This window comes from Paenibacillus sp. GM2FR (genome assembly GCF_002803325.1).
GTDB lineage: Bacteria > Bacillota > Bacilli > Paenibacillales > Paenibacillaceae > Paenibacillus_AQ > Paenibacillus_AQ lautus.
The window spans coordinates 49,216-72,999 of record NZ_MKZM01000014.1 but is presented as its reverse complement, the minus strand read 5'-3'; the positions used below and the strand labels follow the sequence as shown (position 1 = coordinate 72,999).

Here is a 23,784-nt window from a genome sequence, read left to right as displayed (position 1 = left end):
AGCCCCCCTCAAGATGAGATTTCCCAACTAGTAAGACCCCTTGAAGACGACGAGGTAGATAGGTTGGAGGTGGAAGTGCAGCAATGCATGGAGCTGACCAATACTAATCGGTCGAGGGCTTATCCAACATATTTCAATGTGCTGCAAATTCGTTTCGTATCTAGTTTTCAGGTGATCAAGCATCTGAGCCGTTTGGTGGCGATGGCGGAAGGGTTCCACGCGTACCCATACCGAACACGACCGTTAAGCCTTCCAGCGCCGATGGTACTTGGACCGAAGGGTCCCGGGAGAGTAGGACGTCGCCAAGCGAACAACCATAAAGGCCGTTATCGAGTGATCGATAGCGGTCTTTTCCTATATTCAAAAACAAGTATTTACGAATTCGAGACTATCCCATACCGGGTTGGGTGATACTAAACGACAGCGATTCATTGAACCCCAGGATAATGCCTTAAGGACTTAGCATTTTGGCAGACCAGGCTTAAACGTGGGTGAGTCTCCATTTAATAGAAGAAACCCGGTTCGTTTGTCCATTCCAAAGAGACAGGATAACGCGCTGGATGGATACTTGCGAACTTCCGGCAAAGGACGAATTTCAATCCTTGACAGCCTATGGGCCCTTTGCTAAGATGGCAATAATATATTTCTGAAAATACTTGAAAATGCCGTCCGGTCCAGCTCTGACAGTAGTTGTAGTCCGCAGGAAGACGACAAAAAGGAGGAATAACCCAGGTGTGGGAAGATAAGTTTAGCAAGGAAGGCTTCACTTTTGACGATGTATTGTTGGTTCCTAGAAAATCCGAGGTACTTCCAAAAGAAGTGGATGTTAGCACCAAATTGAGCGAGCATGTGAAATTGAACATCCCGCTCATCAGTGCAGGAATGGACACCGTAACGGAAGCTCCTTTGGCAATTGCCATTGCTAGAGAAGGCGGAATCGGCATTATTCATAAAAATATGACGGTTGAACAACAGGCAGAAGAGGTAGATCGGGTTAAACGTTCGGAAAGTGGTGTTATTACGAATCCGTTCTCGCTCCATGCTGATCATCTTGTATCCGATGCAGAGAAACTCATGGGTAAGTTCCGGATTTCCGGCGTACCGATCGTAGATGAGAACAATAAGCTGATCGGGATTTTGACGAATCGTGATCTTCGTTTTGTTCATGATTACAATACGGTCATCAGTGAAGTGATGACCAGCGAGAATTTGGTGACAGCTCCGGTCGGAACGACCCTTCAGGATGCCGAAATGATCTTGCAGAAGCATAAGATTGAGAAACTGCCTTTGGTAGACGAGGATAATGTCCTTAAAGGACTTATCACCATTAAAGACATTGAGAAAGCGATTCAGTTCCCTAGAGCAGCGAAGGACGCTCAGGGCCGCCTGCTTGTAGGTGCAGCCATCGGAATCTCCAAGGATACCTTCGAAAGAGCAGAGGCGCTTGTGAAAGCTGGCGTTGACGTTATTACCGTTGACTCTGCCCACGGTCATCACATCAATATCATTGATTCCGTTCGCAAACTGCGCGAAGTGTATCCGGATCTGACGATTATCGCTGGTAACGTGGCCACAGGCGAAGGCACACGAGAGCTTATCGAAGCTGGTGCATCCGTCGTTAAAGTCGGAATCGGCCCAGGATCGATCTGCACCACCCGCGTCATTGCTGGGATTGGCGTACCGCAAATCACAGCGATATATGACTGTGCAACGGTTGCTAAAGAATACGGCGTGCCAATTATCGCAGATGGCGGTATCAAATACTCCGGGGAAATTACGAAAGCCATCGCGGCAGGCGCAAGTGCCGTTATGCTGGGCAGCATGTTTGCCGGTACGGAGGAGAGCCCAGGCGAAGCTGAGATCTATCAAGGACGCCGTTTCAAGGCTTATCGCGGTATGGGTTCCCTTGCAGCCATGAAACAAGGCAGTAAAGACCGTTATTTCCAAGATGACGACAAGAAATTGGTTCCGGAAGGCATCGAGGGTCGTGTTGCTTACAAAGGGCCTTTGGCAGATACCATCCATCAGCTGATCGGTGGATTGCGCTCCGGCATGGGCTATTGCGGTACGCAAAACCTGGAGGAACTGCGGAATGACACTCAGTTTATCCGTATCTCTGGTGCAGGACTCCGCGAGAGCCATCCGCATGATATTCAAATTACCAAAGAAGCACCTAACTATTCCTTGTAATTCACTGAAAGAACAAGGACGAACAATATATGTCATTTATTTCCTGGACAAGCTGGATGAATTATCATCCAGCTTGTCTTTTTTTGATACCCCCCCTATGATAGAATAGAACAAGTTAATGACTTATTGAGAATTAGAGGGGAGTAATTCCATTGATAGACAAGTCTGTAAAGAAGAATAAGCGGCAACGAATTCAAAGAACGCTGGCATCCTTGATGCTGTTTAATATACTGTGTTTCTCTGCTGCGCCTGCGGTTTCATTCGCGGCACCTACTATGCTGGCAACAGCGGATACAACGAAAGCCACAGAGGATAAAGCGACAACCGAGAAAGCCACAACCAATGCTGAGAAACCGGATAAAGTGCCATCGATTGATCAGCTTGGATTGGATGTAAGCTCCGCTGTTCTGATCGAGCCATCAACAGGACAGGTCCTATTATCTATTAATGCGGATGAAGCATTGCCACCGGCGAGTATGACGAAGATGATGACGGAATACATCGTTGCAGAAAAAGTGAAACAAGGCGACTTAGCTTGGGATGACGTGGTTACCGTGGGGGAAAATGCAGCAAAAACTGTCGGATCGCGGATATTTTTGGCGGAAGGCGACCAACATACAGTGGAAGAGCTCTACATAGCGATGGCTGTCGGTTCGGCGAATGATGCGACGGTAGCATTGGCTGAGCATGTGGCTGGTTCCGAGGCAGAGTTTGTTACCATGATGAACGATACGGCGAAGAAGATGGGGCTGAAGACGGCTTTCTTCATTAATTCAACTGGCCTCAGCCGTGCTGATATGCCAGAGAAATATCGCCCTGCAGAGGATAAAGAAACGGTAATGTCGGCAATGGATACCGCTTTACTTGCGAAATATATTGTCGAGGATCATCCTGATTTTGCAAGATTCACGGCTATTCAATCCCACAAGTTCCGGCAGAGAGACACGAATCCGATTATCAACTACAACTGGATGCTTGAGGCCAACAAGAGTATTACGAACTTTAAGTCCTACGCTTATGAAGGTTTGGACGGTTTAAAAACCGGTCATACCAATGCGGCGGGTTATTGCTTTGCCGGTACTGCTGAACGTGACGGCATGCGTTTGATTAGCGTTGTAATGGGTACGAAATCTGAAGGCGCCCGTTTTAAAGAGACCAAAAAAGTTCTTGATTACGGCTTTGACAACTTTGAAGTGAAGGAAGTCCAAGCTGCCGGTGCAACCGTGCAAGGCTTTGAAACCGTCGAAGTGAAGAAGGGCAAAGGCAAAGAAGCTGCGCTCGTAACGGATAAAGCTCTTACTTTTGTTGTACCGAAAGGTTCAAGCGGCAAGAATATTACCTTTGAAGCCAAACTGGACTCCTCCAGCATGACAGCTCCTGTCGCTAAGGATACGAAGGTGGGCACGGTAACCTACACATATAAAATAGAAGGCATGAAGGAAGCCCAAACCGAAACGGTGAATCTAATCACTGCGGAGGAAGTTGAGAAGGCAGGCTGGTTCAGTTTGTTCCTGCGGGCGATTGGAGACTTTTTCGCCGATTTATTTGATTCCATCAAAAATCTTTTCTAACAGCCGATAAATTCCGAGTAATTGGGTTGTGTATTTGATTTTGATGCGGTAAAATATCAAGTTAGATTCATTGCAAGCATGCACCTATACGGGTACAGACCATATCGCCAGGGAATGCTGTTATGGCGATGAGATACAACATATAATCGGGAGGCTAGGGGACATGGAAACAGGAACATCAACTGTAAAAAGAGGTATGGCGGAAATGCAAAAAGGCGGCGTCATTATGGACGTCATGAATGCGGAACAAGCGAAAATCGCTGAAGCTGCCGGTGCTACGGCAGTTATGGCGCTGGAGCGCGTTCCTTCCGATATTCGCGCTGCTGGGGGAGTAGCACGTATGGCTGATCCAACCATCGTTGAGGAAGTCATGAAAGTTGTATCCATTCCAGTTATGGCCAAGGCTCGTATCGGTCATTATGTCGAGGCGAAAGTGCTTGAATCACTCGGCGTGGATTACCTCGATGAGAGTGAAGTGCTGACGCCGGCGGATGAAGTGTTCCATATCGACAAGTGGGATTTCACCGTACCGTTCGTATGTGGCGCCAAAGACATTGGCGAAGCGCTGCGTCGTATCGGCGAAGGTGCATCCATGATCCGCACGAAGGGTGAGCCGGGAACGGGCAACATCGTGGAAGCTGTTCGCCACATGCGTTTGATCAACAGCCAAATCCGTAAAGTTCGCAACATGTCGAAGGACGAGCTGTATGCCGAAGCGAAAAACCTCGGTGTTTCCTATGACCTCCTGAAGGGCGTTCATGAGACGGGCAAGCTGCCTGTCGTTAACTTTGCAGCTGGCGGTGTGGCAACACCTGCTGATGCAGCATTGATGATGCATCTGGGCGCTGACGGCGTCTTTGTTGGATCCGGCATTTTCAAATCGGACAACCCTGAGAAGTTCGCTCGTGCGATTGTTGAAGCAACGACGCATTATGATGATTATAAATTGATTGCTGAAGTATCCAAGAACCTGGGTGCTCCGATGAAAGGCATCGAGATATCCAAGCTTAGTCCCGCTGAGCGCATGCAGGATCGCGGCTGGTAAGAGAGAAGGGGTAACATGAAGGTCGGCGTACTGGCACTTCAGGGTGCCGTTGCAGAGCATATTCGGAGCATTACGCTTGCTGGTGCCGAAGGGGTGCCGATTAAGAAGGTTGAGCAGTTGGACAGCATTGACGGCTTGATTATCCCTGGCGGCGAGAGCACCACCATCGGCAAGCTGATGCGGAAGTATGATTTTATGGATGCAATTCGTCAGTTCTCAGCCCAGGGCAAACCGATATTCGGAACATGCGCCGGACTGATCGTACTGGCAGAGCGAATTCAAGGCGACGAAGAGGCTCATCTGAAGCTGATGGACATCACGGTGGCGCGGAACGCATTTGGACGTCAGCGTGAAAGCTTCGAGACCGATTTGCCTGTAAAAGGAATCGAAGAAACGGTACGGGCTGTCTTCATTCGTGCGCCGCTCATTCTGGAAGTGGGTGCGGGCGTTGAGGTCCTTTCCACTTATAAGGATGAGATTGTTACAGCCAGACAGGGGCATCTGCTCGCAGCTTCTTATCATCCGGAGCTGACGGACGATTATCGACTTCATCAATATTTTGTGGAGATGGTTCGATCCCAGTCTACGGCACCACAGATGTAATAGTTACAGTAGAAGACATCTTGACTCTTTGGCAGTATGTGGGAGTCAAGTTGTCTTTTTCGCTGAAATGCAATAAGATGTATCGTATGTAATAACGTATAATGCAGCCTTGTCCCAAGGCTTTTTATCAACATATAGGGCAGCTGCTTCGATATACTTGATGGATGTTTTACTTTAGGAGGGTTTCCCGTGTTAGACGTAAAAATATTGCGCAGCGAGTACAGTCGTGTAGAAGAAGCGCTGAAGAATCGAGGCAAATCGCTCGATCTGATTGCGGAGTTTCCTAAGCTTGACGCCCGGCGCCGGGAATTGCTGCAGGAAAGCGAAAGTCTGAAGAATCGCCGCAACACCGTGTCGGCTGAAGTAGCCAAACTGAAGAAGAATCGTGAGAATGCAGATGATCTGATTCTGGAAATGCGCCAAGTGTCAGACCAGATTAAAGCGATGGATGAGGAAGTTCGTGAGCTGGAAGCCAGCATATCCGAGCTTACTTTGGCGATTCCGAATATCCCTCATGAGAGTGTGCCGGTAGGCGCCTCGGAGGAGGAGAACGTGGAAATCCGCCGCTGGGCGGAGCCGAAAGCTTTCGATTTCGAGCCTAAGGCACACTGGGAGCTTGCTCAGAACCTGAGTATTTTGGATTTTGAAGCAGGTGCGAAGGTAACGGGTTCACGGTTTACGTTCTACAAAGGTTTGGGTGCTCGCCTTGAGCGTGCCTTGATCAGTTTCATGATGGATCTGCACAGCGACAAACACGGCTATGAGGAAATGCTGCCTCCATATATCGTCAACCGGGACAGTTTGTACGGAACAGGACAGCTGCCTAAATTCGAAGAGGATTTATTTAAAATTAGCGATACCGACTACTATCTGATCCCAACCGCTGAGGTTCCTGTAACGAACTACCATCGCGAGGAAATCTTAAATAGTGAGGATCTGCCTAAATATTACGTGGCATACAGCTCCTGTTTCCGTTCGGAAGCCGGCGCGGCAGGCCGCGACACACGGGGACTTATTCGTCAGCATCAGTTCAACAAGGTTGAGATGGTGAAGATTGTACATCCGGAAACATCGTTTGATGAGCTTGAGAAGATGACGGCGGATGCGGAGCGAGTGCTCCAGCTGCTGAATCTTCCTTATCGCGTCATGGCTCTTTGTACCGGGGATATGGGCTTTGGATCCATGAAGACTTATGATCTGGAGGTTTGGCTTCCAGAGAGCGGCGTATATCGTGAAATCTCCTCATGTTCGAATATCGGGGACTTCCAGGCTCGCCGTGCCAACATTCGCTTCCGTCCGGAACCGAAGAGCAAGCCCGAATTTGTCCACACCCTGAATGGTTCCGGGCTCGCGGTAGGGCGTACCGTCGCTGCCATTCTGGAAAACTATCAACAGGCTGACGGATCCGTCGTTATTCCTGAAGTACTTCGCCCGTACATGGGGAACGTTAGTATCATCGAACAGAAAAAATAAGTTGATAAAACAGTTTGTCTTGTGGTATAATGATTTTTGCACGTGATTCATTTTGCATGGATCATTACCACGTGGAGAGGTACCGAAGCGGTCATAACGGGGCGGTCTTGAAAACCGTTAGGGTGCAAGCCCACATGGGTTCGAATCCCATCCTCTCCGCCATACATAATCAAACCCAAACCGTTCCCTTAGGGAAACGGTTTTTTTATTGCTCTTTTATATAAGAGGAATCATAGCATGTTCTTCCCTTCAATAGGTTCTCTGCTTTATGGAGGCTGCTGTATAAAACATCCCCTGTTATCGCAATTTATAGAGAAGGGGAGGTGTGAACATGAACTCAGAACTGAATGTGGATCAGTCGACGCTGGTCAATGCCTGGCAGGAAAGACTGCCCATCATATTAAAGCCGGGAGATCGCGCAGAAGTGGCTGCAGACGAAGGGGATCCGAATGCCATCCGCATTCATATTGATGCAGCAGGTCGCCAGGAGTATTCATTTGATTTTCAATGCACGTATGTGGATTCGCGGGAAGTGAAGGTCGATCTGGTCGATGTAGAGCGTGGGGGCGCGACGACCGATGAGCGTAATGAGAACATTCAGGGCATGGTGGGCGATTATACGCGCCATATCCATGAGTGTGCCCAAACGCTGCAGCAAATCACGCACCACTAGTTCCATGAATGGGTGAGACAGTTTCCATACTGTCTCTTCATGATATGGACATCAAAGCAGGATAGCGTAGACATCGTTTGATCCATGAAATGGAGGGCTATCAGATGAGCAAACCAAAAGCGATTCCGGTACCGGAAGCACAAGAGCAGCCGAAGCAGCGCAAGGACCATGACCGTGGTGGCCAGGAACCGCTGTCAGGCTCGCACAGAGCGAAGATCCGTAAGCAGGATGGACATTTCAATCCGGAGGGCTAGAAGCCTGTAGGAGCAAATACGGAGAGGCTAGAAAGCAAGAATCGAGGGAACTTCCTGTAATACGACAGGAAGTTCTTTTTTTCGTTATGAAACCTTTTGCGTCCAACCTGCGTATTAGTGTTCAAGTGTAATATTTTGGGGCCCCACCTTATTCGCATGTTAAGAAGTTTGAAATTAAGATGGATGGAAAAAGAAAGGAAATAAATTTTCAGCAAATATTCCAGAAAGTGTTTCTCATTTTGGTTAAATGGTTTATGATTAGAAGGTCTGTTATTTTTTTGACTGTTAGAGGGGAGAGAAATTTTAATGAACAAGAAGTTTGCAGCTATTATGCTGACACTGTTGCTCACAGTGACAGTTGTATTATCCGGCTGCGCCAAAAAAGAAGAGCCTAAGGCAGCAATGACCAACGCTGCTACGAACGCGATGAAGATGACATCCTACGAAATGAAGAGTAAATTTGTCATTGAAGACCTTCAAGTTAACATACCTGCAGTTGAAGGCGATCCAAGTGTAACTCAAGCGATGACCATGCTGAAGAATGCTGAGGTTACGCTGGATGGTATCTACCAAGCTGAGCCAATGCAAACCGAAATGAACATGGGTATCAATCTGAAGGGTGACATGGCGATGTCCTTCAACATTGATATGGTCATGACGAAAGAGAAAATCTACATTAAAGTTCCAAGCATTCCAATGCTGCCATTCCCAGAGGACGTTGTTGGCAAGTTCCTCATGATGGACATGAAAGAGCTTGCTGAGCAATCCGGTGAAACGTTTAGCCCAGAAAGCCTGGATACCGAGAAATCGCAGAAATTCGTGAACGAGATCCTTGAAGCTTTGCTGAGCGAATATGATCAAGCGAAATACTTCAAAGAGATCAATGTTAAAGATGCTGGCCTTCCAGAAGGCGTGGATGCAAAACAAGTGGTTCAATTCTTTGTAACCAATGATAACCTGAATGAAGCATTGGATATTATGGTAAACAAGGTTGCACCTAAGGTTGTTGACATTGCAGCTAAAGACGAGTACCGCGAATTGCTGGGTCTGACCCAGGAAGATATCGACGCTGCCAAAGCTGAAGTATCCAACGTTAATCAAGACGAATTCAAAGCGGGCCTGGAAGAGATGCAGAAATATCTGAAGATCAACACATTCAACATCAACACGGCTATTGATAAAAAGGATTTCCCTGCTTATCAGGATGTTGTATTGAACGTTGATTTCAATGATCCAGAAACCAATGAGAACGTGAAGTTGGCTGTGAAGGGTAGCACCCAATACAATAACATCAACGCAAAACAAGAGTTCAAAATCGGTATTCCAAAAGAAGCTGATGTCATCACGATGGAGCAATTTGAGGAATCCATGAGCCAAATGGGCACTTATTAATATTATCTCATCACAGACACCAAAACCCGGCCGTCATGGCCGGGTTTTTTACGTTTCTATACATATTTCTCTACATAAGGATCATATTTTCCCGCGCAAACGTCGGAAGAACTGGGTGAGTAGGGATGCGCATTCTTCCTGCAGCACGCCCTCAACCACGTGAGTCCGGTGATTAAAACGCGGCTCTTGAAGCAAATTCATCAGTGTGCCGGCACAACCGGCTTTGGGATCGCCAGTGCCATAGATCAGCTGTGGGACCCTGGATTGGACGATCGCTCCTGCACACATGGGACAGGGCTCCAGCGTCACGTACAACCGGCAGTCGAGCAACCGCCAAGCTCCAAGATGTTTGCTTGCTTCACGGATCGCTACCATCTCGGCATGGGCCGTACCATCATGAGTCGTTTCACGCAAATTGTAACCACGGCCAATAATCTCATCACCCCGCACGATGACAGCGCCGATTGGAACTTCACCGAGCTCTTCGGCTTTCTGTGCTTCCGCGATGGCTTCTCTCATCCAGCGTTCATGATTATCGTTATCCACAGCCAGTGGGTCTATTGAATTTGATATCAAACTAAAGTCTCCTTTCACAGCCCGTTAAAACCCTGTATTTATACCCAATGTTCAACGAACATTTATTCGTTTGTTAACATGTTGTGGACAAAATTGTGGATAACTAAAATATTATACACAAGGTTATACACATTATCCCCAGATAAGTTGTGTATTTGTGCGCAATCTGTGGATACGTTGTTTGTTTTACTTGGAATGGCCTCTTATATTGTAAGGATTCCCTATTTCAATAGCAATGCGATTGTGGAAAAAAGCATATAGTCATCAAGTCGCTTGTCTTTTCAAACGTTCCTGATCAAGGTATCATGAGGGTATTAGATTCGCAAGTCGTCTATGTGACAGCAGAAAGGTGAAGATGCCACTTGTCGATTAAGACGAAATTATCGATGATCATGTCCATATCGGTATTATTTATTCTTCTGCTCAACATTACGCTGAACTATTACACGACCCAGGAAAATTTGCAGCAGGATAGTGAAACCAAAATGGTGATGGCCGCTACGCAGATTGCCATCACGGTCCAGCAAACCGGCTTTAGTTCTGCATATGTGGATAACATATTCGGTGATATGCTGAAGGTGGCCGCGGTCAATGCGGCAAAAGCTTTGGATCCGGATATTAACAATATAACCAATTCGCAATTGGTGGAATTGAGTAAGGAGATCGGCGTCACCCACATTTCGCTATTGGTCCGGACGAATGATGATATCGTTGTTGCCCGATCCTCCTCTCAAGATGAAATCGGTCTTTCCACAAAGAACTGGGGGTACTGGCATACGGCTTTTCAAGAATTGTTCCAGTATGGTAAAGTCGTATCCGTTTCCGAGGGTCAGCGCGCCGATCATTTTTGGTCAGGACCGTTTGAGTTCTCCACATCCAATCCGGAATTCATTGATAAATGGGGATACTATTACGATAGCAAGCGCAATTATATCATTGATCCCTACATAAGGAATTCGAATATCAAGGACTTTGTGAAGATAACAAGCCCGGATACGGTTGTGAAGGAAACGTTGAAGTCGAATCCGCGAATATTGGAAGTAACAGGCATCAACCCTGAAACGTTTGGCAATGAATATATGAGAGAAGATGGAACGGATGACGTTCATCACAAGCTTCGCAATCGTCCCATTACATTCGGCACCTACGACTATGGAAGCCTGGACCAAGATGCGGAAGCTGTGAAGAGGGCTGTTTCTACCAGCGATAATGTGGTGTTTGTCAGTACCATCAATAATAAGAAGGTGCTAAAAAGCTTCATCCCCATCGTATCTGAAAATAAACCGACCAGTGTCATCAGTGTTGTCATGGATTATGAAGCCATCTCCTCCGTAATGAGGGAGCAGATGATCAGTCTTGTGGCCATCTCATTGGTTTTATTGGAAATCGTGATATTCGGCAGTTATATTGTTGCGGGGTATTTTACCAAGCCGATTCAGGCCATCCTGGGGACGGTAAACGATGTCTCGGATGGTCACTTTGATCGAAGGCTGGAGGTAAGCAGCCGGGACGAGCTGGGGCAGCTTGCGGGTCGAATCAATGCGATGACACGTAATCTGGGTAACTATACGAGCCAGTTGAAGCAAATGGTCGATGAGAATCAATCCGTTAAGGAATATCTGGAGTCGGTCATTAATCAGACAGCCGATGCCATTCATACAACCGATACCTATGAACGGGTTATTAGTGTGAATAAAGCGTTTGAGCAATTGTATGGTTGGAAGGCGCACGAAGTGGTTGGACGGAAGCTTGCACTTGTGCCTCCGGCCAAAGAGGAAGAAGAAAAGGAACGCATCCGCCGCCTGCGGGCCGGTGAACGGCTTCCTCCGGTGGAGACGGTCCGTCTTCGCAAAGATGGAAGCACGATCGAGGTCAGTATCAGCACCTCGCTGGTGCACGACGAGAACGGTGAGGTTACCTCCATGATTAGCGTGTCTCGGGATGTGACGGAACGCAATCGGATCGAGGAGCTGCTGCGTCGTTCGGAGAAGCTCAATACCGTTGGCCAGTTGGCTGCCGGCGTTGCTCATGAGATCCGAAATCCGCTTACGACGCTCCGTGGATTTCTGCAGCTTCAGCAGCAGACCCACAAAGTTAATCCGGACCATATTGATCTAATGCTGTCCGAGCTGGATCGAATTAACCTCATTGTCAGTGAATTTCTGATATTAGCGAAGCCGCAGGCGATTCATTTCCAAGAAAGGGATGTCCGAGTCATCATGGGAGATGTCATTTCATTCCTTGACAGCCAAGCCCATTTGTACGGTATCGAATTCAAATTGAAATTTACTGATGAACCCACGTACGTACACTGTGAGGAGAACCAGCTCAAGCAGGTGTTTATCAATTTGCTCAAAAATGCGATTGAAGCGATGCCGGATGGCGGCAGTATCTGGATTGACCTTTCAAGGCCGAAGGGCGAATGGGTACAAATCGATATTCGGGATGAAGGTCAAGGCATTCCGGAAGATCTGATGCCGCATCTTGGCGAGCCTTTTATTACAAATAAAGAGACGGGCACAGGGCTAGGATTGATGGTAAGCCAGCGTATTATTCAGGGCCACCGGGGTATGATGGAAATCGAGAGTGAAGTGGGAGTAGGAACCAAGGTGAGCATGGTTCTGCCTGCGGTTCAGCGGAATGCAATTGAGGGATAAGCAAGAAGTAGTTACAGATAAGGGGATGGCATCTTGAGAATCAATAAATTTATCAGTGAAACGGGATATTGCTCACGTCGTGAAGCGGACAAGCTGGTGGAGAGCGGGAAAGTTACCATTAATGGCGTGGTGGCAGTCCTGGGAAGCCAGGCAGAGGAAGGCGACGATGTGCGTATCCAGGGAAAGCCGCTTCAGGATAAGAAGAAGCAACATGTGTATATTGCTCTTAATAAGCCGGTCGGGATTACAAGCACCACCGAACCGCATATTAAGGGCAATATTGTAGACTTCGTAGGTCATAACGAGCGTATTTTTCCTATAGGACGATTGGATAAGGACTCCGAGGGACTGATTTTGCTGACGAATGATGGGGATATCGTCAATAAGATCCTTCGCTCCGAGGGGAAACATGAGAAAGAATACATTGTGACGGTGGATCGCCCGGTAACGGAATCCTTCCTTAGCGGGATGTCCAGCGGCGTAAAAGTTTTAGGTGAGATGACTCTGCCCTGTGAGGTCACTCGAATGTCCGAGCGTGTATTCCGAATCATTCTGACAGAGGGTAAGAATCGTCAAATCCGCAGAATGTGCAGCGCTTTTGGTTATGAGGTCCGAAAGTTACAGCGAATCCGGATTATGAATATCCGTCTTGGCAGTCAACGTATCGGCTCATGGCGCGACCTTAACGAGAAGGAGAAGGAAGAGCTTGGCCGGCTGCTGAACTACAGGCTCGAGTAGCTGACTGGAATACTCCTATTACCTTAAACAAAAACAACCGATGGGATCTGGAGACCAGATGCATCGGTTGTTTATTGTGTGTTATAGTCTGTAGGGACCGTTCCCTTTTGAGTTATTCATTCACGCTTGTAAAGGTCGCGCTATCCTGGTATTTACGTATAATGGATACCTCGACTCTGCGGTTCTTCGCTCGTCCAGCAGCGGTATTGTTATCGGCAATCGGATGGTATTCACCATAACCGATCGGCATGAACCGTTTAGGGTCCAGCTCCGAGTTGGTTAGCAAAATCTTCATGAACTGCAAGGCCCGATCCGAGCTTAAATCCCAGTTCGATGGATATCGGCTGTTCGAGATTGGCACATTATCCGTATGACCGGATACAATGATTTCATAGTCCGGGAACTTGTGAAGCATTTGCGAGATGGCCTTCGCCAGTTTACGGGCCTCCGGCTTCACAACGGCCTCACCGGAAGGGAACAGGGCGTTATCCCGTATCGTAATGACAAGCTGGGAGTGGTTCAACTTGGTGCTGAGCTCCGAGGTTAAACCGTTATTCTTAATATAATTATCGAGCTGCTTCTTCAGCTTCTCCAGATCCTGTTGCTCCTGACGCATCAGTTCTGCACGTCGTTGGTCAGGTGTTGTTGCGGGAACGGAAGGTGATGTCGCTTTATGATCCTTAATATTAGGCGGATCATCGCTGGATTCCGTTTTGCTGTAGTCCAGCACCCCGGTTCCGCCGGTAAGAGCAACGCTGAAGGCTTCGCTCATTTCTTGAAATTTGCGTGCATCCGTCGCGCTCATGGCGTACAGCACCAGGAACAGGGCCAGAAGCAAGGTCAGTAGGTCTGCGTAAGGAAGAAGCCAGGATTCGTCGGCATGCTCCTCATGCGGCTCGTGTCTAGTCTTTTTGCTCACTAGCACCAGCCTCCCTCTCGCTGAGCTCAGCCCGTTCGGACGGTGTCAGGAACACGGAGAGCTTTTGATTGATTGCAATGGTGGATACACCGGATTGAATGGACAGCAGGCCTTCTACCATCATCAGGCGGATTTCAACCTCGCGTTTGGATAGACGCTTGAGTTTATTCGCAATCGGGTGACAGATGACATAACCGGTGAAGATACCGAGCAGGGTAGCGATAAACGCAGCCCCGATGGCATGGGCGAGTTCGCCCATATCTTCCATGTGGGATAGTGCAGCGATCAAACCGATAACGGCTCCAAGTACCCCGAGGGAAGGTGCATACATACCGGCCTGGGAGAAGATCAATGAGCCGGAACGATGGCGCTCTTCGGTGGCATTAATATCTTCCATTAATACATCACGTACGAATTCCTGATCGTTGCCGTCAATGATCATGCGCATCCCATTACGCAGGAAGCTGTCATCAATCTCATCGACTTTGGTTTCCAGAGCCAGCAGTCCTTCACGGCGTGTGATCGAAGCCCATTCCATAAACAGCTTGATCATATCCGTTTTGTCCATCAGATTCTGTTTCACGAAGGTCATTTTGACCAGCTTCGGAATCTTTTTCAGCTCGACTAGCGGAAATCCGATGAATAAAGTTGCTGCCGTACCGCCAAGAATGATTAGATAGGCTGCCGGATTATACAAAGCGAGAAGGGAGGCACCTTTCAGGATCATGCCCACCAGTACCGCGACGATACCGATTATTAAGCCTATAATTGTTGAAATTTCCATACCACACCTCATCCGTGAGAAATAAAATAACGAATCCATTCGTCAGAACGGCTCTCATGGAGAACCGGGCCCCTTATGTGGGGCGTTATCCTATTTATCGTCAGGTCGGGCTTTTTTTTTTAGTTGTAATTTCCGGTATAATGGAAGGAAGGGAAACGAAGCTAAGTACGGCAAGGAAAGGAGTGATTAAGATGGGCGTTAAGCACGGAAGGGATTATGGCGAAATTCTGGCAGAACTAACCGAGGCGGTCGGGCGAATTTCCGACAGCTATGTCTTCTTTGAAATGGAAGCTGAGGATTGGGGCAATCTGGGTGAAGCCGAGCAAAATGAGGTTCATGAGGCGCTGGCAGAGGATTTGTTTTATGCGCTGGGCACAGAGCCGGTGATTAACGTTGGCAGCGGCGTGGTCATGCATGATCAGACGAACCATCGAATACATATTTTGATCGGTGAAGAAGAGTTGGCTTTTGTGGCCCTTGTGTAATCACTCCAGTTATCAACAGATACAGGGCAGAATAGAATAGATGACAGATAGCCCATATTACGTGTCAGTCGGCTTTAAGATAGGTTTTTTTCGGGGAGGAAGATAAAAGATGCTTTATACGCAGCAAGAAGTAGAGGCTCATCTGGAAAAGCTTGAGGGTTGGGAATTTGAACAAGGGAGATGGATCGTACGGAAGTATACCTTCTCCTCCTTCATGAAGGGAATCGCTTTTGTTGATGAAGTGGCAGCTATTTCGGAAGCTTTCGGACATCACCCCTACATCACCATAGATTATAAAGTCGTTACACTTCGTCTCACTTCTTGGGACGACGGTGGCATCACGGCTGTGGATATTAAGGAAGCGCAGCAGTTTAACGAAGCCTATGAGAAGAGTCGTTCGAAGGATGGCAAGGCGGCACAATAGAAGGGGAAGACGGTAAGTCCCCTCGGAGGTCCCGAATATGTAAAAACACGCTTGCCCCAGGAAGAACTCCAGGTGCAGGCGTGTTTTGCGTATAAGCTGATTTATTTTTTCTCAGCAAGGTACAGCGCGATGTTTGCGATTTCATCAGGCTTAAGTTGATCTTTAAAGGAAGGCATTCCCTTACGACCTTTGGTTACAACGTTGAAGATCGCGTCCGCATCCATGTGTCCGCCCACTTGATTCAAAGCCGGTCCAGCGCCGCCTTGAAGTTGGTCGCCGTGACAGCTAATGCAGCTTGCTTTCAGTGTAGCTTCCGCTGCGGCAGCATCGAGAGTCACTTCCGGCATGGTCGGCTTCTCTTCCTGAGCTACCTGTTCCTTACCTGGGAGCGTAAACATCAGCGCAATAGCCAACGCACATGCGACGAAGAACAATCCGCTCATGATCCATTTTTGCATCGTCATATCGTCCCTTCTATGTATACTGCACTTTTGCACTTGTCTCCATTATAAACCAACATCCATAGACAGCATAGCCAGTTGTGACAAAAAAAGCAACTATACGGCGTGGCTTCATAAAAAGTACACAAAATTGTGCTTTTTCATATAGACAAAGATTACTATTCCTCATTTGCCGGGGGCTCATACACCATACAATGGAAAAGGGCGTTACCCGTTGGCGTAAGCCGCTCGTACGTATCGGTGATGTGAAAGCCCGCCCTTTGATAAGCGCGAATCGCACGCTCATTCCAGGTCAACACCTCCAGGTCAATTTCGTCGGCAGGGCGCCTCCGCCTGGCTTCCCGGACAATCGTCTGCATAAACCGTTTACCCATTCCACGCCCGCACCAATCAGGCCGCATGCCAAGTCCGATTCGTGTAACCTCATGCATCGGAAACAGTTGGGCAAACCCCCAAAGGGCCTCCCATTCATCCAGAATCGAGATGTACTGCCTCTGGCGAATGTCCGGATCGCCAAACTCCACCTCAAGCCCTTTCATCTGCTCCCAGGGAAGAAAGCCATAGATATTATAGGGAGGAGGATAGGTCCAGGCGCATATTTCTTCCGCGTGCTCTTCACGCATGATTACAGTGTGAAATGAAATCGGTGTTGCATCCATTTGCGAAATCCTCCTATCGTATGCATGAATAATAACCATTTTACGAATATTCAAGTCACATCAAAAAGCCCGTCAAAGAGAGGTAAGGGCTCCTTTAACGGGCAAGCAGTATGTATAGGATGATTAGCCTCTATAACTTAGGATGTTTCACCGGTTGACTCTTCATACTTATCATTGCTCATAATACGCTTCGCACCCACGTATCGCTGATCATAGTACTCCTCTGAAAGGCGGTTAATTACCACGCCGCGGTTGGAGGAGGCATGGGCAAATTTGTCATCGCCGACATAAATGCCGACGTGGGAGATGCCCTGGCCCGATGTGTTGAAAAACACTAAATCGCCAGCGCGCAGCTCCTTACGGGATACACTTGTCCCCATGTCGAATTGAGAGCCGGATTGATGCGGTAGCTTCAGACCGAGTTTAGCATATACATACATGGTGAAGCCGGAACAGTCAAATCCGCTCGTGGTCGTGCCGCCGTAGCTGTATTTTGTACCTAGCACCTTATCGATTTCGTGATCCAGCGCACGATCCGCAAACACGCTGCCAACGCCCAAAGTGAACAACAGCGTGATACTCAGGGCTGCTGTCGATAATGTTTTCTTCAGCATGGAAAGCTCCTTTTCGTTGCCTGCGAGGTTAGCTTGAGGGTTCGGTTGAAGGTTCCCTATGATCTCTTGACGGCAAGATCAATTCACCCGTGGGTTGGTTCCCCCGCTTCCCGTTCGGCCGGGAATTCGGCATAGCAATCTATGATTAAAGCACTTACATTAATGACAAAGTTGTTACTGCGTCCATTCTATCAGACAGCAAGCGAGATTGGCAATTATTTCTTGGTGAATTTCGCTATTTTTCAATAGCATTAGCCGTCGAAGCATCGGATAAAATCAATATTTTTCCAAAATGGGTGTTTAATGAAGGGAGAGAAGGGTATATAAAGGGTAGAAGATGTGAAGACATGGCGAAGTGAAGTGAACTTGTAGAATAAATTTCATTTTTTTTCGAAAAGCGGGAACTTTTCCGTTGTCCTGAACGTTATAAAGGTATAGACAGAATAAACAAAAGAAAAAAGCCGCTGGATGAGATCGGCACAATCTCATAAGCCCAGGGCTTTCTTGTAAGAGTAAATCAATAAAGTTCCAACATTAATTGTAGTTCACAGCTACAGATTTGTACGTATTTTGACTCATAATTCTCTTAGCGCCTACATATCGGTTGGCATAATAGCTCTGGCTTAGCGGACTGATAATGACACCACGCGAAGATGAGGAATGAGCGAATTTGCCGCTCCCAACATATATACCCACATGAGATACACCTCTACCGGATGTGTTGAAGAACACGAGATCGCCAGCTTTCAGGTTGCTCTTGGATACTGCCGTACCTACTTTGTATTGAGCTGCAGATGTACGCGGCAGGCTAAGGCCAAGCTTCTTGTAAACATAGCTGGTGAATCCGGAGCAGTCAAAACCATTCGTTGTGGTTCCGCCTGTTTTATAAGAGACACCAATGGCTGGTTTGATTGCAGTATTTAATTTGGAATCGGCGAAAGCGCTTCCGGTCCCTAATGTGAGTGCGAGTGCGAGGCCTAGAGAAACAGCCGTTAACTTCTTTTTCAAAACAAAAGCTCCTTCCATTGCCTGCGAGGTTAGCTTAAGGGTTCGGTTGAAGGTCCCCTATGATCCCTCTCTTGCGAGATCAATTCACCCAAAACGGATCCCCCGCTTCCCATATCGTTATGGGAATTCGGCTCCTTAAAATGTTGATGAACCCATTCATTGACGTCTGACGTTCCAACATAGATAACGAATTTACATCGTTCCAACAAAAAGTTACAGTAAAGATGACAAAGTTGTTACTAACATATTCGTTATTTTAGCAGAGTATTAACAATTTGGCAAACGAGGAAAGATCATTTTTAAACAAAAAAACCTGTCCCCATCTTGGGGAAACAGGTTTTTTTGTAATTTGGCGCTCAGAAATTTGTAATATAGAGGATAAATGAACTCTTATTCTTTGTAAAATCAAGACCCGGATAGAAACGTGTCACTTCGGATTACAGCTTATTCGCGAGCATGTTTCATCATTTCAGGGTAACGAATTGTAACGATTAAGGATGCGATGAGGAGGAATCTCTCCACAAATGATATTGAGCGGAAATTACCCAAATTTGGAAAAGTCCATTCAGAAAATAAGAGGCCTGCTGAATAATTAAGCCGATCAACCCGGCCCAGAAGAGCGAAGCCGAGCTCAGGAGCAACAGAATGACACAGGCGGATCCGCCGATGGTGATGGATAACAGCACTGCCGTGCCCAAGCGGCGGAAGAGCGCATGGAGAGAGCTGATCATACCAAAGTCTCCCGTGCGCCCGAACTGCATATAGAGCAATAACAGGCGGATTAGATAGGCGTACAAGAACCAGCCAACGGCATACGGCAGTGCATGAAGGAGCAGAACAGGCTCCTGAATCCCATTTAGCAGAATCGGAAGAATTTTGGGCAGAAGCCAGTAACCGGGCACAAAGGTGAGAATAAGCTCAATCAGATAGAATAGCGTTACAGGTTTCCACAGTTTGCGCATGCCAGTGAAGAAGAATAAACCACGCTCGCCCTTGGCTTCCTGGTGAAGGTTGTAGAAGATGCCGGCCCGAATGAGCGGGGTGAGAACCATCCGGATCAGGAGCAAACCGGCCAGAAGCCATCCGTAGGTGTGGACCGTGCTGCTCAGGGTTAGGCTCATCTCGCCCTCATAGAAGAATAACAGACGGCTGAGCTCGTTAGGGGCAGAATCCGGATATCGCATCAGAAGGGGAACGACTGCCGATTTTACGAGTCGGTACAGGCAGTATCCCCACAGCAAACGGTATAAGAAGAGCAGAATCGAGACGTATAGCTGGTCTTTAACACTGGTCCACCCTTGGCCTGCGTAACTTTTCATGTGCTCCCCCCTCACCATGACAGGCTGCCGAACAGCGTCTCCACAAGCTTGGTAATACTGAGATTCCAGCGTGTAACCACCTTCGGATCCATTCCTGCCTTCATATAGTTATTGATGTGTTTGTTCTCCAGGACGATGGAGTATTTGGGATCAACCATGGCCCAGGCGAGCGGAGTGCTGTACTCCAGGGTGTAAGTAACTTTGCCGTCCTTGCCGCTCCAGGTCCGCTCCACCGTTTTGCCATCCTCAAAGGCGAACACGATCGGCACATTGGTTATATCCCCGTCCTTGCTCGTAATCTTGACCGTAGACTCATAACGAGGATGTTCCGCCGTGCCTTTATTTTTGGTTTTGATCACGTCGATGGCGACATCCGCCATCTGGCTTCCATATACATATTGGTCAAAATACGGCTGCCAGGACGTTTTGCTTACTTGCTCTACAACTTTCTGGAAGTCGGACGTGGTCGGATGCTTGAACCGGTATTTCTGGGCATACGTATGAAGAATCTTCTCCATCATCTGCGGACCGACCTGCCGTTCGATGCCTTGCAGCACCAGCTTGCCCCTCGTGTAAACATTCAGTGCGTAGTTTTCGTGGGAGCTGTATTTCCAGGATTCCATCTTCAGCGGTGCAGGGGAAGTAATGGATGCTCCCTGAGCTGCCGTATTGGAGGTAATACCGTATTCTTTTTCCATCACTCGTTCTTCAGCATAGGTTGCAAAGGCCTCGTCCAGCCACGCTTCCTCAAATTCATTACTTGCGATCATTCCGTAAAAATATTGATGGGCGATCTCATGAATGACGGTCCGCTCCAGCTCATATCCCGGCGAATCGTTTTTGGCACCGAAGGCCGTGACCAGCGTCGGGTATTCCATGCCGCCTGCCCCGTTGCCCGATTCCGGCGGAACGACGATGGACAACGTGGAATACGGATAGGTTCCGTACCATTTTCCAAACGAAGCGAGTGCCGACTTGGCGGCATCAAAGTAACGCTCCTTTAAGTCTTTATGGGCCGGATCGAGATACAGCTTGATGCGGACCCCCGGTACGCCTGGTGCGGAGAATGCTTCTTCTGCCGTGACAAAGTTTGGCGATGCCGACCAGGCAAAATCATGCACATCATCCGCATAGAATTGATAAATTTTTTCCCCGTTTGATTTTTGGGCAGGCTTGGTAGGGAATCCGGTCGCCGCGACAATGTAATTTTCGGGCACTCGGATGCGAACGCTGTAGATGCCGAAGTTCGAATAGAATTCGGAGTTGCCATGGTATTGATGAAGATTCCAGCCTTCCTCTGTTCTTCCGCGAAGACCAGCGGGTTCATAGACCGAAAGTTTAGGAAACCATTGGCCGGCCATAATAAAATTCTCGGTGGTTCCCATGCGAGCAAATATTTTGGGAAGTTCGACCTCGAACTCCAAGTGAATGGTAACACTCTCCCCGCTCTTGATGGGTTTAGGCAGCCGGAGCTTGGCAAGGCTGTGATCCTTGATGTTGCCGTCATCCGGTTGAACAAATTGAAGGCGATGGGTCAGGGCCAGTCCTTCGGTTGTTTTCACGCTGGTAATGGCCATGGAGCCGTATCCGTCGTCTGGCATGGGATCGGAACGAAGCCTGCCGCCCGATTCCTTCATAAAGGTCGTGTCATTGGAAGCAAATGCATTGGGATACAGATGAAAGTACAGCTCGTTTACGCTTTTTTTGCCTGGATGAGTCCAAGTGAGTGTCTGTTTGCCCTTAAGCTTGTTCTCCTCAGGCTCGTACCGAACATCCATATGATATTCCACCAGCCGGTCGCTTAAGGCCGGAGCGGGAATATTAGGCTGCACCTTAGGCGGTGAGAGCGGGGCCTTCTCCACGGCAGAGGCGGAGGGCTTGCCCGCATTTGGGGCAAGAGCAGACGCTGAGGACCCTGGATTCAGAAATATCGGCATCGATCCTGCAAGCAAACCTATGGCAAGCAGGGATGATAGAAAGACTTTGGCACGTGGTGGGACCATATCGAACAACCTCCCGTTGACAAGCATCTAGTGCATGTATATGTTTGCTTTTGGGGGATTATTAGTTAAAATAAAATTATTGGGACATGGGTTATCAATTTAGCAGCTGATACGTATGAATCGGCTCTGATATAGGAGGTCGGCAGCAGTGGAGAATGAAGAGCAGAAGCAGGGTGCGAAGAAACCGATTGCTTTGAATATTATTAATAGCAAGAGTAAACATAAGGGGTTTGGATCAGGCTCCATCGATCTGAACAGTTTGTCGCCCGTCATTATCGACAATGGCGAAGCCCGAGTGGACATTGGAGCCATGCACGCCAAGAGTAAGGTGGAGAAGGGCATCCGTTTCAGCATGAACCGGGATGAAGTACCCAACGGACGCCAGGTGTGGATCGTGTGGGTAGCTGTAGATCGTACCGCGGAGGGACAGCATTATGCAGGCATGACCGCCTGTGAAATGTGGATTGACCACGAGGCCCGCCGCGGCTGGAAGATCCTCGCCGATCATGTGAATAAAATGGATGCGGCGATGAAGCGCAAGATTATTCTGGATGGGCTTGGCGACGTGGAGAAGAGAGCGCTGCGTGAGCTGCTGATTTCGCGTAACGAGGAATGGTGGAATGCATCCCCAGAGGAAATTAAGGAAGCCCTTCGAACCGAGGAATAATACAATAAATGAAAGCATTGTTCTAGATGCGCAAGTGAAAAGACCGGTTGGATTCGTGATCGAATCCTGCCGGTCTTTTTGTAATTGCGTATGGTTAGAATGGAAGAGCGTAGGTCAGTTTTTCTTTTTGATCGAGAAACGGATTTTTGTATTGGAGCGTCAGCTTGCCGCCGGCATATCCGATATACGTAAGACCGTCACCAATGAAGCCCACCTCGTTCGGCGGCATTTCCTCAATGACCTTGATGGTTTCCTCGTCCAGAAATTCAGGATAGATAAGCTCGGCTGTCTTGCCTGTCGGATGAACGATATACAGGGTCGCCTTCGTGTATGGTCGGACGAGCAGGAAGTCCTGTTCGATCGCTTCTACAACAAAATGATCCTTTACTCCCGTGAGCGCGGCCAGGTCATAAGTTTTGACCGTTTTGCCCGTCGGATGAACCAGCTCCAGCGTGCTGCCGTTCATCATGGCAATATTGCCTTTGTAGCTGAGTTGGTCCGGTTTGTAGTTAATTCCGGCAAAATTGGAATGTTTGGTTTTGGATAGCTTCAGGATTTTCTTGTCCTGAATGAGCAGCCGGTATCTTCCCTCATGAATATGAGGTTCGCCGTAATAATTGGACAAGTCGACGACATAGGTATTGCTGTTGATGCGATGTGCGCTTAAGCCGACTTGATCGATTTCCTCCACCGGGATCATGCCGACTTGGGCTGGGGTGGATCCGGCTTTACCCATGGACAGCATACCATTCTCGCGATTTACCCAGAAGAGCATATTGGCCGTGGAAGCATAGGCGTATTTTGACCAAGAATCAAAGGTCGTTCTAAGTCCGGATTTGCTGTCATACTTCAGAGGGATGCCGAAGGCTTTGGTAATCAGACTGGCGGGAACATAAGTCACGCCTTTCTTCACGACCGGAGCCGCCTCGAGCTTTAGAGCGGTCCCCTTGGCATTGACTGCACGCGACTGTCCGATGATAATGCGGACAGACTGTGTCGGGCTGTTAATGTACAGCTCTTTTTTTCCGGGGATCGTCAACTGCAGCTGCAGCTGTTCGGAAACTTCCTTCAATGGAATGAATACAACGCCTTTATTCGTATAAGGTTTATGTTTCACATCCAGAGTGCTCCATGTTGCCTTGCTCTGTGATGTGGAGGCTGCTGCCGCATGGGCAGGAATCGTTGTGAGCGATGAGGACGTAAGCAATAAAGACATGGCTATGGATGCGGTACCTGCTAATTTGATAATTTGTACGGACTTCATATCAT

The 23,784-nt window shown here is 48.1% G+C and carries 23 protein-coding genes, 1 tRNA gene, 2 rRNA genes and 2 riboswitches; of the genes, 16 read left to right on the top strand and 10 right to left on the bottom strand.

What is annotated here, in order from left to right; genetic code table 11:
• From PAEVO_RS33055 to PAEVO_RS33005, 11 genes are all read left to right on the top strand, one after another.
• A 23S ribosomal RNA gene (locus PAEVO_RS33055) occupies positions 1 to 127 on the top strand; the annotation flags it as partial.
• A 64-nt stretch (positions 128 to 191) separates the two neighbouring features.
• Positions 192 to 308 (top strand): 5S ribosomal RNA (gene rrf, locus PAEVO_RS33050).
• 424 nt (positions 309 to 732) lie between these two features.
• On the top strand, positions 733 to 2,190 hold the full coding sequence (gene guaB, locus PAEVO_RS33045; protein ID WP_100541624.1) for an IMP dehydrogenase: 1,458 nt from the start codon (positions 733 to 735) through the stop codon (positions 2,188 to 2,190).
• 152 nt (positions 2,191 to 2,342) lie between these two features.
• Positions 2,343 to 3,761 carry a D-alanyl-D-alanine carboxypeptidase family protein gene (locus PAEVO_RS33040; RefSeq protein ID WP_100541623.1) on the top strand — a complete coding sequence of 473 codons (1,419 nt, stop codon included), beginning with the start codon at positions 2,343 to 2,345 and terminating at the stop codon, positions 3,759 to 3,761.
• A 163-nt stretch (positions 3,762 to 3,924) separates the two neighbouring features.
• The gene (gene pdxS, locus PAEVO_RS33035) at positions 3,925 to 4,806 is read left to right on the top strand and encodes a pyridoxal 5'-phosphate synthase lyase subunit PdxS (RefSeq protein ID WP_009595550.1); all 882 of its coding nucleotides are present in this window, start codon (positions 3,925 to 3,927) and stop codon (positions 4,804 to 4,806) included.
• Positions 4,807 to 4,821: 15 nt separating this feature from the next.
• On the top strand, positions 4,822 to 5,409 hold the full coding sequence (pdxT, locus tag PAEVO_RS33030) for a pyridoxal 5'-phosphate synthase glutaminase subunit PdxT (RefSeq protein ID WP_100541622.1): 588 nt from the start codon (positions 4,822 to 4,824) through the stop codon (positions 5,407 to 5,409).
• A gap of 189 nt (positions 5,410 to 5,598) precedes the next feature.
• The gene (serS, locus tag PAEVO_RS33025) at positions 5,599 to 6,882 is read left to right on the top strand and encodes a serine--tRNA ligase (protein WP_100541621.1); all 1,284 of its coding nucleotides are present in this window, start codon (positions 5,599 to 5,601) and stop codon (positions 6,880 to 6,882) included.
• A gap of 73 nt (positions 6,883 to 6,955) precedes the next feature.
• Positions 6,956 to 7,044, top strand: a tRNA-Ser gene (locus PAEVO_RS33020).
• Positions 7,045 to 7,213: 169 nt separating this feature from the next.
• Positions 7,214 to 7,555: a hypothetical protein gene (locus PAEVO_RS33015; RefSeq protein WP_100541620.1), complete on the top strand. Its 342-nt coding sequence runs from the start codon at positions 7,214 to 7,216 to the stop codon at positions 7,553 to 7,555.
• A 104-nt stretch (positions 7,556 to 7,659) separates the two neighbouring features.
• On the top strand, positions 7,660 to 7,809 hold the full coding sequence (locus tag PAEVO_RS33010) for a small acid-soluble spore protein P (RefSeq protein WP_098741251.1): 150 nt from the start codon (positions 7,660 to 7,662) through the stop codon (positions 7,807 to 7,809).
• 306 nt (positions 7,810 to 8,115) lie between these two features.
• On the top strand, positions 8,116 to 9,201 hold the full coding sequence (locus PAEVO_RS33005) for a hypothetical protein (RefSeq protein ID WP_100541619.1): 1,086 nt from the start codon (positions 8,116 to 8,118) through the stop codon (positions 9,199 to 9,201).
• Between the two features lie 81 nt (positions 9,202 to 9,282).
• Here the strand turns inward: PAEVO_RS33005 and tadA are convergent, their stop codons facing one another.
• On the bottom strand, positions 9,283 to 9,777 hold the full coding sequence (gene tadA / locus PAEVO_RS33000) for a tRNA adenosine(34) deaminase TadA (protein ID WP_100541618.1): 495 nt from the start codon (positions 9,775 to 9,777) through the stop codon (positions 9,283 to 9,285).
• 362 nt (positions 9,778 to 10,139) lie between these two features.
• Here tadA and PAEVO_RS32995 point away from each other — a divergent pair, with 362 nt between their 5' ends.
• On the top strand, positions 10,140 to 12,434 hold the full coding sequence (locus tag PAEVO_RS32995; protein ID WP_100541617.1) for an ATP-binding protein: 2,295 nt from the start codon (positions 10,140 to 10,142) through the stop codon (positions 12,432 to 12,434).
• A gap of 33 nt (positions 12,435 to 12,467) precedes the next feature.
• Positions 12,468 to 13,172 carry a 23S rRNA pseudouridine(2604) synthase RluF gene (gene rluF, locus PAEVO_RS32990; RefSeq protein ID WP_100541616.1) on the top strand — a complete coding sequence of 235 codons (705 nt, stop codon included), beginning with the start codon at positions 12,468 to 12,470 and terminating at the stop codon, positions 13,170 to 13,172.
• A 112-nt stretch (positions 13,173 to 13,284) separates the two neighbouring features.
• Here the strand turns inward: rluF and motB are convergent, their stop codons facing one another.
• Both motB and motA read right to left on the bottom strand, forming a co-directional pair.
• On the bottom strand, positions 13,285 to 14,091 hold the full coding sequence (gene motB / locus PAEVO_RS32985; RefSeq protein ID WP_071221115.1) for a flagellar motor protein MotB: 807 nt from the start codon (positions 14,089 to 14,091) through the stop codon (positions 13,285 to 13,287).
• Positions 14,075 to 14,875: a flagellar motor stator protein MotA gene (gene motA / locus PAEVO_RS32980; protein ID WP_100541615.1), complete on the bottom strand. Its 801-nt coding sequence runs from the start codon at positions 14,873 to 14,875 to the stop codon at positions 14,075 to 14,077. Before motA ends, motB begins: the two co-directional genes overlap by 17 nt.
• 191 nt (positions 14,876 to 15,066) lie before the next feature.
• Between motA and PAEVO_RS32975 the strand changes: the two genes are divergently transcribed.
• Together PAEVO_RS32975 and PAEVO_RS32970 are read left to right on the top strand one after the other, a co-directional pair.
• A complete protein-coding gene (locus PAEVO_RS32975; RefSeq protein WP_071221117.1) occupies positions 15,067 to 15,360 on the top strand; it encodes a hypothetical protein in 294 nt (97 codons plus the stop codon).
• A 109-nt stretch (positions 15,361 to 15,469) separates the two neighbouring features.
• Complete coding sequence (locus PAEVO_RS32970; RefSeq protein ID WP_098741259.1) at positions 15,470 to 15,784, top strand: 4a-hydroxytetrahydrobiopterin dehydratase; 315 nt, start codon at positions 15,470 to 15,472, stop codon at positions 15,782 to 15,784.
• Positions 15,785 to 15,885: 101 nt separating this feature from the next.
• On the opposite strand, the gene PAEVO_RS32965 is transcribed toward PAEVO_RS32970, so the two are convergent.
• From PAEVO_RS32965 to PAEVO_RS32940, 6 genes are all read right to left on the bottom strand, one after another.
• Complete coding sequence (locus tag PAEVO_RS32965; RefSeq protein WP_096777305.1) at positions 15,886 to 16,242, bottom strand: c-type cytochrome; 357 nt, start codon at positions 16,240 to 16,242, stop codon at positions 15,886 to 15,888.
• A 161-nt stretch (positions 16,243 to 16,403) separates the two neighbouring features.
• Entirely contained in the window at positions 16,404 to 16,904 is a 501-nt protein-coding gene (locus tag PAEVO_RS32960) for a GNAT family N-acetyltransferase (protein WP_100541614.1), read from the bottom strand.
• A gap of 137 nt (positions 16,905 to 17,041) precedes the next feature.
• The gene (locus PAEVO_RS32955) at positions 17,042 to 17,515 is read right to left on the bottom strand and encodes a C40 family peptidase (RefSeq protein WP_100541625.1); all 474 of its coding nucleotides are present in this window, start codon (positions 17,513 to 17,515) and stop codon (positions 17,042 to 17,044) included.
• A gap of 5 nt (positions 17,516 to 17,520) precedes the next feature.
• Positions 17,521 to 17,660: riboswitch (cyclic di-AMP (ydaO/yuaA leader) on the bottom strand.
• 392 nt (positions 17,661 to 18,052) lie between these two features.
• Complete coding sequence (locus PAEVO_RS32950) at positions 18,053 to 18,526, bottom strand: C40 family peptidase (RefSeq protein ID WP_100541613.1); 474 nt, start codon at positions 18,524 to 18,526, stop codon at positions 18,053 to 18,055.
• A 3-nt stretch (positions 18,527 to 18,529) separates the two neighbouring features.
• A riboswitch (cyclic di-AMP (ydaO/yuaA leader) is annotated at positions 18,530 to 18,669 on the bottom strand.
• Positions 18,670 to 19,017: 348 nt separating this feature from the next.
• Positions 19,018 to 19,845, bottom strand: coding sequence for a hypothetical protein (locus PAEVO_RS32945; protein WP_100541612.1), 828 nt, complete (start codon positions 19,843 to 19,845; stop codon positions 19,018 to 19,020).
• An 11-nt stretch (positions 19,846 to 19,856) separates the two neighbouring features.
• On the bottom strand, positions 19,857 to 21,848 hold the full coding sequence (locus PAEVO_RS32940; protein ID WP_100541611.1) for a M1 family metallopeptidase: 1,992 nt from the start codon (positions 21,846 to 21,848) through the stop codon (positions 19,857 to 19,859).
• Between the two features lie 148 nt (positions 21,849 to 21,996).
• On the opposite strand from PAEVO_RS32940, the gene PAEVO_RS32935 reads away from it, so the two are divergent.
• Positions 21,997 to 22,515, top strand: coding sequence for a YwhD family protein (locus PAEVO_RS32935; protein WP_100541610.1), 519 nt, complete (start codon positions 21,997 to 21,999; stop codon positions 22,513 to 22,515).
• A gap of 94 nt (positions 22,516 to 22,609) precedes the next feature.
• Here the strand turns inward: PAEVO_RS32935 and PAEVO_RS32930 are convergent, their stop codons facing one another.
• Positions 22,610 to 23,779 carry a copper amine oxidase N-terminal domain-containing protein gene (locus PAEVO_RS32930; protein ID WP_100541609.1) on the bottom strand — a complete coding sequence of 390 codons (1,170 nt, stop codon included), beginning with the start codon at positions 23,777 to 23,779 and terminating at the stop codon, positions 22,610 to 22,612.
• Positions 23,780 to 23,784: the final 5 nt, after the last annotated feature.

Bases quoted from the DNA above. Each gene is read 5' to 3' on its own strand.
- PAEVO_RS32965 (WP_096777305.1), bottom strand. From the start codon at position 16,242: ATGCAAAAATGGATCATGAGCGGATTGTTCTTCGTCGCATGTGCGTTG.
- PAEVO_RS33005 (WP_100541619.1), top strand. From the start codon at position 8,116: ATGAACAAGAAGTTTGCAGCTATTATGCTGACACTGTTGCTCACAGTG.
- PAEVO_RS32960 (WP_100541614.1), bottom strand. From the start codon at position 16,904: ATGGATGCAACACCGATTTCATTTCACACTGTAATCATGCGTGAAGAG.
- PAEVO_RS32930 (WP_100541609.1), bottom strand. From the start codon at position 23,779: ATGAAGTCCGTACAAATTATCAAATTAGCAGGTACCGCATCCATAGCC.
- PAEVO_RS33010 (WP_098741251.1), top strand. From the start codon at position 7,660: ATGAGCAAACCAAAAGCGATTCCGGTACCGGAAGCACAAGAGCAGCCG.
- PAEVO_RS32975 (WP_071221117.1), top strand. From the start codon at position 15,067: ATGGGCGTTAAGCACGGAAGGGATTATGGCGAAATTCTGGCAGAACTA.
- PAEVO_RS32940 (WP_100541611.1), bottom strand. From the start codon at position 21,848: ATGGTCCCACCACGTGCCAAAGTCTTTCTATCATCCCTGCTTGCCATA.
- PAEVO_RS33015 (WP_100541620.1), top strand. From the start codon at position 7,214: ATGAACTCAGAACTGAATGTGGATCAGTCGACGCTGGTCAATGCCTGG.
- PAEVO_RS32970 (WP_098741259.1), top strand. From the start codon at position 15,470: ATGCTTTATACGCAGCAAGAAGTAGAGGCTCATCTGGAAAAGCTTGAG.
- motA (WP_100541615.1), bottom strand. From the start codon at position 14,875: ATGGAAATTTCAACAATTATAGGCTTAATAATCGGTATCGTCGCGGTA.
- PAEVO_RS32945 (WP_100541612.1), bottom strand. From the start codon at position 19,845: ATGAAAAGTTACGCAGGCCAAGGGTGGACCAGTGTTAAAGACCAGCTA.
- pdxS (WP_009595550.1), top strand. From the start codon at position 3,925: ATGGAAACAGGAACATCAACTGTAAAAAGAGGTATGGCGGAAATGCAA.
- pdxT (WP_100541622.1), top strand. From the start codon at position 4,822: ATGAAGGTCGGCGTACTGGCACTTCAGGGTGCCGTTGCAGAGCATATT.